This is a genomic window from Promicromonospora sp. NPDC057138, from assembly GCF_042670845.1.
Classification (GTDB): domain Bacteria; phylum Actinomycetota; class Actinomycetes; order Actinomycetales; family Cellulomonadaceae; genus Promicromonospora.
On the sequence record NZ_JBHUUX010000115.1, the window covers coordinates 1 to 9,213 of the forward strand.

The 9,213-nt window shown below is 73.6% G+C and carries 7 protein-coding genes; 5 read left to right on the forward strand and 2 right to left on the reverse strand.

The genetic code is table 11. The features are described 5' to 3' along the window. Positions 1-63 precede the first annotated feature (63 nt). Entirely contained in the window at positions 64-1,443 is a 1,380-nt protein-coding gene (locus ACFT2C_RS28520) for a C40 family peptidase (RefSeq protein WP_377210482.1), read from the reverse strand. A gap of 409 nt (positions 1,444-1,852) precedes the next feature. On the opposite strand from ACFT2C_RS28520, the gene ACFT2C_RS28525 reads away from it, so the two are divergent. The 4 genes from ACFT2C_RS28525 (at position 1,853) to ACFT2C_RS28540 (ending at position 5,896) form a co-directional block, all read left to right on the forward strand. Further along, complete coding sequence (locus ACFT2C_RS28525) at positions 1,853-3,136, forward strand: homoserine O-acetyltransferase (RefSeq protein WP_377210483.1); 1,284 nt, start codon at positions 1,853-1,855, stop codon at positions 3,134-3,136. 40 nt (positions 3,137-3,176) lie between these two features. Further along, positions 3,177-3,614: a VOC family protein gene (locus ACFT2C_RS28530; RefSeq protein ID WP_377210484.1), complete on the forward strand. Its 438-nt coding sequence runs from the start codon at positions 3,177-3,179 to the stop codon at positions 3,612-3,614. A gap of 78 nt (positions 3,615-3,692) precedes the next feature. Continuing rightward, a complete protein-coding gene (locus tag ACFT2C_RS28535; RefSeq protein WP_377210485.1) occupies positions 3,693-4,931 on the forward strand; it encodes a YncE family protein in 1,239 nt (412 codons plus the stop codon). A 5-nt stretch (positions 4,932-4,936) separates the two neighbouring features. After that, entirely contained in the window at positions 4,937-5,896 is a 960-nt protein-coding gene (locus ACFT2C_RS28540) for a zinc-binding dehydrogenase (protein WP_377210486.1), read from the forward strand. Between the two features lie 125 nt (positions 5,897-6,021). Here the strand turns inward: ACFT2C_RS28540 and ACFT2C_RS28545 are convergent, their stop codons facing one another. After that, positions 6,022-8,214 carry a hypothetical protein gene (locus ACFT2C_RS28545; RefSeq protein WP_377210487.1) on the reverse strand — a complete coding sequence of 731 codons (2,193 nt, stop codon included), beginning with the start codon at positions 8,212-8,214 and terminating at the stop codon, positions 6,022-6,024. A gap of 209 nt (positions 8,215-8,423) precedes the next feature. Between ACFT2C_RS28545 and ACFT2C_RS28550 the strand changes: the two genes are divergently transcribed. Continuing rightward, on the forward strand, positions 8,424-9,107 hold the full coding sequence (locus ACFT2C_RS28550; RefSeq protein ID WP_377210488.1) for a LysE family transporter: 684 nt from the start codon (positions 8,424-8,426) through the stop codon (positions 9,105-9,107). The last annotated feature ends 106 nt before the right edge of the window (positions 9,108-9,213 follow it).

A 9,213-nucleotide genomic window follows, 5' to 3' on the forward strand; every position in this document is an offset into this window, starting at 1 on the left:
GTCCGAGTCTCCCGGCTTCACCGAGGAGACTCGGACAGGCGCTCTACTTCGCGAAACGCACTGCTAGGGGCGGCCCGCGTAGGGCATCGCGTCCGTGAGGCGCAGCGGGTCCTCCGATACCGGGTTACCGGGCAACGTCGCCTCGATCATCATGCCGCCGCCCGTGTACAGGGCCACGTGGTAGATCGACGCCGGGTCGCTCGGGTCAGAGCCGTAGAAGATCAGGTCTCCGGGACGCAGCGACCCGTAGTCCACCTTGCCGACGGTGAGGTACTGCGACCGCGAGCTCCGGGTGATGTTCACGCCCTGGCTCGCCCACGCCATCATCGTCAGGCCCGAGCAGTCGTAGGAGGCCGGCCCTGCCGCGCCGAGCAGGTAGGGCGCCCCGAGCCTGGTCCGCGCCCAGGCGACCGCGCCGAATCCCTGGCCTTCCGACCCGCTCGCCACCCCGGAGGTCGGCGGGACGACGGGCGCGGGCTCCGGAGCGGGTGCGGGCTGCCCGCCCGAGGACTCGGGCTCGTCCGCCGGGGCGTCGGGCTGATGTGCCTCGACGGAGGCGGCCTCCGCCGCCTCGGCCGCAGCCGCGGCCCTGGCCTGCTGCTGCCGTTCGAGCTCCGCCTTCGCCGCGGCCTCGCGGGCCTCCTCCGCGGCCGCGGCACGCGCCGCCTCCCGCTCCCGCTCGATCTGCACGCTGGTCTGCCGCAGCTCCGCGAGCCGCTGGACGAGGGCCGTGCGCTCGACCTCGGCGGCCCGGGTCCGTGCCTGGAGATCGGCGGCCGCGGCCTGGGCGTCGTCGAACGCCGTCCGGGCCCGCACGGCGGCCGCGTCGAGCTGCTTCTTCGCGGCGGTCCACCGCGCGTCGGCGGACTCGGAGGAGGCGCGCGCCTCCTGGTAGTCGGCGAGGGCGCCTCCCAGCTTGCGCTGCACGGCGCGCTCCGCGGCGCTGCGTCCTACCAGGTCGGGCACCGAGTCCGCCTCGAGGGCGACGCCGAGCGGCCCCAGGTCGGCGTCGCGCGCCGACGCCCGGTACACCTCGGCCAGGCTCGCCCGTGCCGCCACCTCGCCGTGGTGCGCCTTCTCGGCGGCGGCCCGGGCCTCGGCCACCTCCTGCCGGGCGTCCTCGACCGCCTGCTGCGCGTCGGCGTAGTCGGCCGCCGACGCCTGCACGCGGACCTGGGCCGCCTCGAGCTCCGTGCGGAGCGCCACGAGCGCAGCCTCCGCCTGCCGGACGTCGAGGGTCCCGGCGGCCACCGCGTCCTTGGCCGCCTGAGCCTCCTGGGCGGACGGCGCCTCCTGGGCGGACGGCGGGTCGGCGGGCTGGTCCGCCTCGGCGACCGGGCCCCAGGGGATCACCAGCCCGAGCGCGAGCACCGCCGCCGCGAGCGCACGGAGGGCCAGCACTTTGCCATGGCCGTGGCCGTGGCCGTGTCGAACCTGACCCATGATCCCCCTCCCGATCGGCGCGCTCCCGGCGTGTCGCCTTGCGCAGACCTTGTGAATCACTCCCGTGTCACCGGTCCAATGTGGCCCACGGTGCTGGTTCGCGCTACCGGAGAGCAAACGGTCCGCCAAGAGTGGATCTGCCCGCGCCGAGGCCTGCCGTCTCATTTTTGAATCTCGGAATATAAGACATGCCTGTCGGCCCCGTCCGCGGCCGTCTACGGTCTCTTCATGACTTGTCGAATGTGCGGCCGCTGAACAGCGCACGTTCGCCTGCCCTCGGCCCCTCGGCCGACACTCCGCGTGCGCCCGACCGCCGCGGACCCACCTCCTGATGCGCAGGCCCTTGGGGCGCGTCTCGGCCAGTTCCGCCAGAAGCCCCGCCACCCCACCCCGAGCCGCAGGAGGACCCATGGCCATCACCACCCCGAGGGCCGCGCACGACGTCCCGGACCAACAGGCCCGCTCGGCACGCGTGCCGTTCCCGGCGCAGAACGGCGCACTCGGCCGGGAAGGCGCCCCGCCGAGCCCCGCCGACCCCGTCCAGACCTCGCGCTCCCGCAGCAAGCCGCCGGTGCCCGCGAGCGGCGCGTGGCGGGACGGCGACGACCCCGGCCGTCGGCAGTTCGCCGACATGGGCTCCTTCGACCTGGAGGCGGGCGGGCGCCTGCCCGCCGTCCGCGTCGCCTACGAGACCTGGGGAACCCTCGACGAGACCGGCTCCAACGCCGTGCTGGTGCTGCACGCGCTGACCGGCGACTCGCACGTGACGGGCGAGGCCGGGCCCGGGCACGTGACCGACGGCTGGTGGGCGCAGATGGTGGGGCCGGGCAAGCCCATCGACACCGACCGGTACTTCGTGGTGGCGCCCAACGCGCTCGGCGGGTGTCAGGGCACCACTGGGCCGTCGTCGACGGCGCAGGACGGCCGCCCGTGGGGCGGCCGGTTCCCGTACATCACCACGCGCGACCAGGTGGCCGTGGAGGTCGCGCTGTCCCGCGAGCTCGGGATCTCGTCGTGGGAGCTCGTGATCGGCGCGTCGATGGGCGGGCTCCGCGTGCTGGAGTGGGCGCTGCTGGGGCCCGAGGCCGGCGTTGAGGTGCGCAACGTAGCGGCCATCGCGACGACCGCCCAGACCGGCGGGGACCAGATCGCGTGGGCACACCCGCAGCTCGCCGCCATCCGCGTGGACCCCCGGTTCCGCGACGGCGACTACTACGACGCCCCCGCCGACGACGGCCCGCACACCGGCCTGGGCATCGCCCGGCAGATCGCGCACACGACGTACCGCACGGGCTACGAGCTGGACCAGCGGTTCGGGCGGCTGCCGCAGGGCGGCGAGGACCCGTTCGCGGGCGGCCGGTTCGCCGTGCAGTCCTACCTGGACCACCACGGCGACAAGCTGGCGCGCCGGTTCGACGCCAACTCCTACCTCGTGCTCACCGAGTCGATGCTGTCGCACGACCTGGGCCGCGACCGCGGCGGCGTCGAGGCGGCGCTCACCCAGATCACCGCCCGGGCGCTGGTGGTGGCGGTGGACAGCGACCGGCTGTTCCCGCCCACGCAGTCCGCGCGGCTCGCGCTGTGGATCCCGAGGGCGGAGCCGCTGCGGATCGTGACGAGCGACGTGGGCCACGACGGGTTCCTGGTGGAGGCCGACCAGATCGGCCCGATGGTGAGCGAGTTCCTCGGGTAACCATCCTGCGGGCCGGGGATCCCGGGCTTAGCGTGGCTGTATGGCAAAGCTCAATCCGTACCTCAGCTTCAAGTCCGAGGCCAAGGATGCCTTGGCCTTCTACCAGTCAGTGCTCGGCGGAGAGCTCGACGTCAGCACGTTCGGTGGGACCCCGATGGAGGGGATGCCCACTCCCGACGAGGACAAGGACCTCGTCATGCACGGGCAGCTCGACACCCCGGGCGGCCTCACGATCATGGCGTCGGACAGTCCGTCGTTCATGGAGTACGTGGCCCCCTCCAGCGGCGTCACCGTCTCTCTGTCGGGCGGCCCGGACGACCACGAGTACATCAAGGGCGCCTTCGAGAAGCTGTCCGACGGCGCGACGCCTGGCCAGCCGCTCGAGCTCGCACCGTGGGGCGACTACTACGGGGCGCTCACCGACAAGTTCGGCATCTCCTGGATGTTCAACATCGGGACCGAGCAACCCACCGGGTGATCTTCCGTTACTGAACCTGGCTCCAGTAACCTTCCTCGGGCTGGTCGACGCTGATCAGCTCGACGAAGGGAGCGTTCAGTGACACAGCGCCGTGCACTCTCCATCCTTGCCACGCTGGGCCTGGTGACGTCGGGCGCGGTCGGCGCGTCCGCCCCGGCGCACGCCGACCCACCCGCCCAGGAGGTGCTGTTCGTCGCCAACAACTGGGACGGCACCGCCTCCGTGCTGTCCTCGGGCGCCGACCTCACCCCGGTCGGCCAGGTCGACGTGATCCCCGACCGCGCGGAGCGGATGCGCGAGATCTACCGCGACCCGATCCGGCTGGCGGCCTTCCTGGTCATCCGGGAGACCGTGGGCGAGGGCCACGACCAGTTCGCCGACGACATGTACACCACGCCCGACGGCACCTCCCTGGTGGTGTCCCGCCCCAGCTTCGCCGACGTCGTCTCCATCAGCCTCGCCACCGGCGAGGTGGAGTGGCGGTTCCCCGTGAGCGGGCTCCGGGCCGACCACATGGCCGTGTCGCCCGACGGGACGCAGGTCGCCGTCTCGGCGTCGACGGGCAACCGCGTGCACGTGCTGGACATCGAGACCGGCGCCGAGGCCGGCTCGTTCCCGACGGGCGACAAGCCCCACGAGAACGTCTACACGTCCGACGGGCTCATCTGGAACATGTCGATCGGCGAGGTCAACAACGACCTCGACGACCCCGCGCTCGACTTCCTCAAGGGCGACCGCGTCATCACGGTGGCCGACGCCGAGACGTTCGAGGTGGTGCGCGAGATCGACATGCGCGACCGGCTCGACGACGCCGGGCTGGACCACCTGTCCGACGCCGTCCGCCCCGCCGCGTTCAGCCCGGACGAGTCGAAGCTGTACTTCCAGGTATCGTTCTTCGGCGGGTTCCTGGAGTACGACGTCGCGAGCGACCGGATCACGCGTGTCAAGACCCTGCCGCGGGTCTTCGACGGCCGGCGCACCGACATGGTCAACGACTCGCGCCACCACGGCCTGACCATGGAGCCCACCGGGGGGCACCTGTGCGTCGCCGGGACCATGGACGACTACGCCGTCGTCGTGGACCGGGCCACGCTCGCCGAGGGGCCGCTGATCGACGTCGACAAGCCGTACTGGTCCACCGTGACGGGCGACGGCGCCGCGTGCGTCGTGTCGGAGTCCGGGGCCGACCAGGTGACGTCCATCGACTTCGCGACGGGGCAGAAGATCGCGTCGGTGCCGGTCGGCGACCATCCCCAGCGAGTGCGGTTGGGCACGGTCCCCGCCGGCTGGCCCGGCGTCACGACGCAGGTAGGTTGAACTCCATGCTCGCCGCCTACGTGACCAGCTTCTCGCCCGACAGCCCGCTCGACGGCCTGATGGTCGGCAACCGACCGGAACCGGAGGCCAGGGAGCACTGGACCACCGTGGACGTCCGGGCCGCGAGCCTGAACCATCACGACCTGTTCTCGCTGCGCGGCGTGGGGCTCAAGGAGCAGCAGCTCCCGATGATCCTCGGCACCGACGCCGCGGGCGTGGCCCCGGACGGCACCGAGGTGATAGTGCACGGCGTCATCGGGGCCGACGGTCACGGCGTCGGGCCGAAGGAGCCGCGGTCGCTGCTCTCGGAGCGCTACCCCGGGACCCTCGCCGAGCGGGTGTCCGTGCCGACGGCGAACCTCGTGCCCAAGCCCGCCGAGCTCTCGTTCGCGGAGGCCGCGTGCCTGCCGACGGCGTGGCTCACCGCCTACAGCATGCTGTTCACGGCGGGCGGGCTCGCCCCGGGCGACCGCGTGCTGGTGCAGGGCGCCGGCGGCGGGCTCGCGACGGCGGCGGTCACGCTGGGCGCGGCGGCGGGCCTGGAGGTCTGGGTGACGTCGCGCTCCGCCGAGAAGCGCGAGCGCGCCGTCGCGCTGGGCGCGGCGGGCGCCGTCGAGGCGGGCGCCCGCCTGCCCGCGCGCGTCGACGCGGTGCTGGAGTCGGTGGGCCAGGCGACCTGGGGTCACTCGATCCGCTCGGTACGCCCGGGCGGCACGGTCCTGGTCTGCGGCGCGACGTCGGGCGACGCCTCCCCGGCCGAGCTGACCCGCATCTTCTTCCAGGAGATCCGGGTGCAGGGCGTCACCATGGGCTCACGGGACGACCTCGGGGCGCTCGCCCGGTTCTGCGCTCGCACCGGCGTTCGCCCGGTGATCGACGCCGAGCTGCCGCTCGCGAAGGCCGCCGACGGCCTGGCCCTCCTGAACGAGGGCAACCAGTTCGGCAAGCTGGTCGTCCGCCCCTGAGCCACTCGCTGGTTGAGCCTGTCGAAACCCGACCCGCTGGTTGAGCCTGTCGAAACCGGGTCTCGACAAGCTCGACCAGCGGTTGTCGCTCGACCAGCGGTTGTCGCTCGACCAGCGGTTGTCGCTCAGGCGAAGCGGCGGGAGAACTCCTCGACCAGCGTGGGGCCCGTGTCGCCGATGCGCCACACGCTCCAGCCGTCAGCCGTGTAGGAGCCCGACGCCGCCGTGGCGGCCGAGTCCGGGTGCCGGTAGCGCGCGCCGTTGGCGAGCTGGATGGCGCCGTCCGGCAGGAGCATCGCCTCGAAGTGCTGGTTGCGGCGCGGCCGCGACCACACGATGCGCGTGGGCGTGCCGATGCTGCGGGCGAGCGCCTCGAGGTCCGGGTCGTCCTCCTCCTCGAAGAGCATCGGGGTGCTGGCCCGGATGCTCTCGCCCGGCGGCACGGGACGGGCCGGCGCCTCGGGGGCGCTGGACGGGTAGGGGTCGGCGGCGAACGCCGTCTGGCCGTAGCCATCGTCCGGGCCGGCCAGGTAGCCGCCGGACTCCCACGGGCCCGGCTCCGTGGCGACCGGGGCCGGGGCGTCGGCGTAGGACGACTCGTACCCGGACTGCTCGCCGTAGCCGTAGCCGCCCTGGTCGGCGTACCCGACGGGCGCGTCTGGCGCGTAGCCGTACGTCGACGCCGCGGGTGCGAAGCTCGACTCCGCGCTGTAGGCAGGCTCCGGCGCGTAGCGCGGCCGGGTGACGTCGAAGTCGTCGGGCTCGTCGGCGGGCGGCCCGGCGTAGGCGGACCGGTCCTCGTACGCGGCCGGCTGCCACAGGTTCTCCTCCGCCTGCGACTGCGGCGCGGGCGGGTACGCCGGCTCGTCGGAGGGCGCCGGGTTCGACGGCAGGTAGTCCGACGTCGGCTCGTCGGGCCGGCTGGACGCCGCGAACCGGTCGGTGCGCGAGCGGCGCCGCACCGAGGGCGTCGGCTCGGCCGGGGCCGCGGCGGGCGCGGCGGCGGGCGCCGGGGCGGCCACGCTGCCGAGCGACGACCGGCTCGCGGCCAGGCGCGGCGGGGTGGTCGGCGTCGGACGGGAGTCGGCGCCGGGGCGCACCGGGGAGACCGGCGCGCTCGGGGTGCTGCCGCTGCTGGGGGCGGGCGGGGCCGGGGGTGCGGGCGGCGGGGTCGCCGGGGCGGCGTCGGACGAGGCCGCAGCGGCCTGGGCCCGGCGGGCAGCCCGGGTGCCTGCCGCGCGCTCGGGCGTGCTGCCGCGCGAGCCACCCGTGCGGAGGCTCGACCGCAGGCCGGTGGCGGCGTTGGTCGGGCCGGACGGTGGGTTGTCGGCGACCGGCGCGGACGAGCTGCCGGCCCGGTTCGGCTGGGCGCCCTGCTGCGCCGCACTCTGCTGAGTCGCACTCTGCTGCGCAGCGCTCTGCCGCGCCGCGTCCTGCCGCGCCTCATCCTGCCGGGCCGCGTCCTGCCGCGCCGCGCGCTCGGAGCGGGACTGCAGCGCCTGCGGCGTCTTGTCGGAGCGGGACTGCGGCGCCTGCGCGATGACCGGCATCTTGCCGGTGAGGGCGTAGCCGACCTTGACGCCCTCCTCGAAGGCGTCCTTGGGCGGCGTCGAGCCACCCGCCACGCCACCGGTGACGCCGGTGTCCATCGAGGTGCTGACCGAACCGTCGTTCGAGCCCATGATGGAGCCGGTGATCGAGCCGCCGATCGGCGCCGACTTCCCCACGGGCAGCCCGGGCGGCAGGTGCACCACGAGCGGCGAGACGTCAAGGAACTTGCGGCCGTCGTTCGAGTTCACGACGCCCATCTTCAGCACCTCGACGGGCATCGAGGGCTGGCGCAGGAAGTCGACGGCGTTGAGGATCTCGTCGGGCGCGTTCTGGCAGATGATGATGAGCCGCGCGCCCGGGCCGCCGTTCTTGCCCGCCTGCGTGCGCGTGATGGGCACGCTGTCGTAGAACGCGGCGACATCGTGCTGGAAGGAGCTGGCCCCGCCGCTGTAGCGCGCCGCGAGGTCCGCGCGCGTCAGCCGGCCGGCCGCGCCGGCGTGGTCGAGCGCCTTGGCGAGGTTCTCCCGGTCGAGGTCCGCCACGAGCTCGACGACGACGGGCGAACCGGACGCGTCGAGCGCGAGCAGGTGCGGCTCGTCCGGGCCGGAGCCCTGCGCGATGGGGAACACCTCTTCGCCGAGGAGACCGTCGATGTGGGAGTCGACCACCTGGTTGGCCGTCGTCTTCAGGCCGGGTTCCGACCCGCCGGCGCCCTTGGCGGACGTCACGAGGAGGGGCCGCTGGGTATCGACCTCGAACAATGGCATCTCGTGATCTCCCCGGGTCCTGCGGCATCGGTCCGCCCTAGCCTAAAGGCCGGGGGCAAGAGACCGGAAACACGGGGGTGAAGGTCCCGTGACACTTGTCACAAGGAGCTGTCCCCACCTACGGTTTCGGCCATGACGACCATCCATGCTCCTGCGTTCCTGTCCCGGCGACGTTCCGTCGCCGGCCAGCAGGCGCGCGGCGCGGGGAGGTGCCACCGGGCACAGCGATGAGCGCCGCGGCGTCGGTGACGACGCTGTGGCCCGTCCTGGTCGCCGGGATCGTGGCCGGGTACGCCGTCGCCCTCCCCGTGGGGCCCGTCGCGTCCTACCTCGTGGGGCTCGCCGCCCGGCACCCGTGGCGGGTCGGCGCGGCCGGCGCGCTCGGGATCGCGGCGGTCGACGGCGGCTACGCCCTGGTCACCGGCCTGTTCGGCACGCTCGTCTCCGGGCTGGTGCAGCCGGTCGAGGGACCCTTGCGGATCGCGTCCGCCGTCGTGCTCGTGGCGCTGGCCGCCCGTGGCGCGCTCGCCGCGTGGCGGGAGCGGACGGCGTCGGACGGCGCGGCGCGGGCCGAGTCCCTCACCGCCGCGCGCACCTTCGTGCGGTTCGTCGCGATCACCGCGATCAACCCCGGCACCGTGCTGTTCTTCGCGGTGGTCGTGACCGGCGGCATGGTGACCGGCACCGCGCCCGACGCCGGAGCGGCCGGCCGGATCGTGGTCGCCGCGGTATTCGGGGCAGCGGCGTTCCTGGCCTCCGCGTCGTGGCAGCTCGCGCTGGCCCTCGGCGGCACCCTGCTCGGCCGGCTGCTGTCCGGCCCACGCGGCCGACTGACCACGGCCCTGGCGTCGTCAACCATGATGCTCGCCCTGGCGGCCCTCATGCTCCGCTGATGTGTTGTGCACTTCGTTGGTGGTGCGTTTAGGGTCCAGGGTGTCGACAAGCACCAACAAACCGAACAAAAGAGTGGCCCCACGCCCACCAGTCGAATATAAAAAA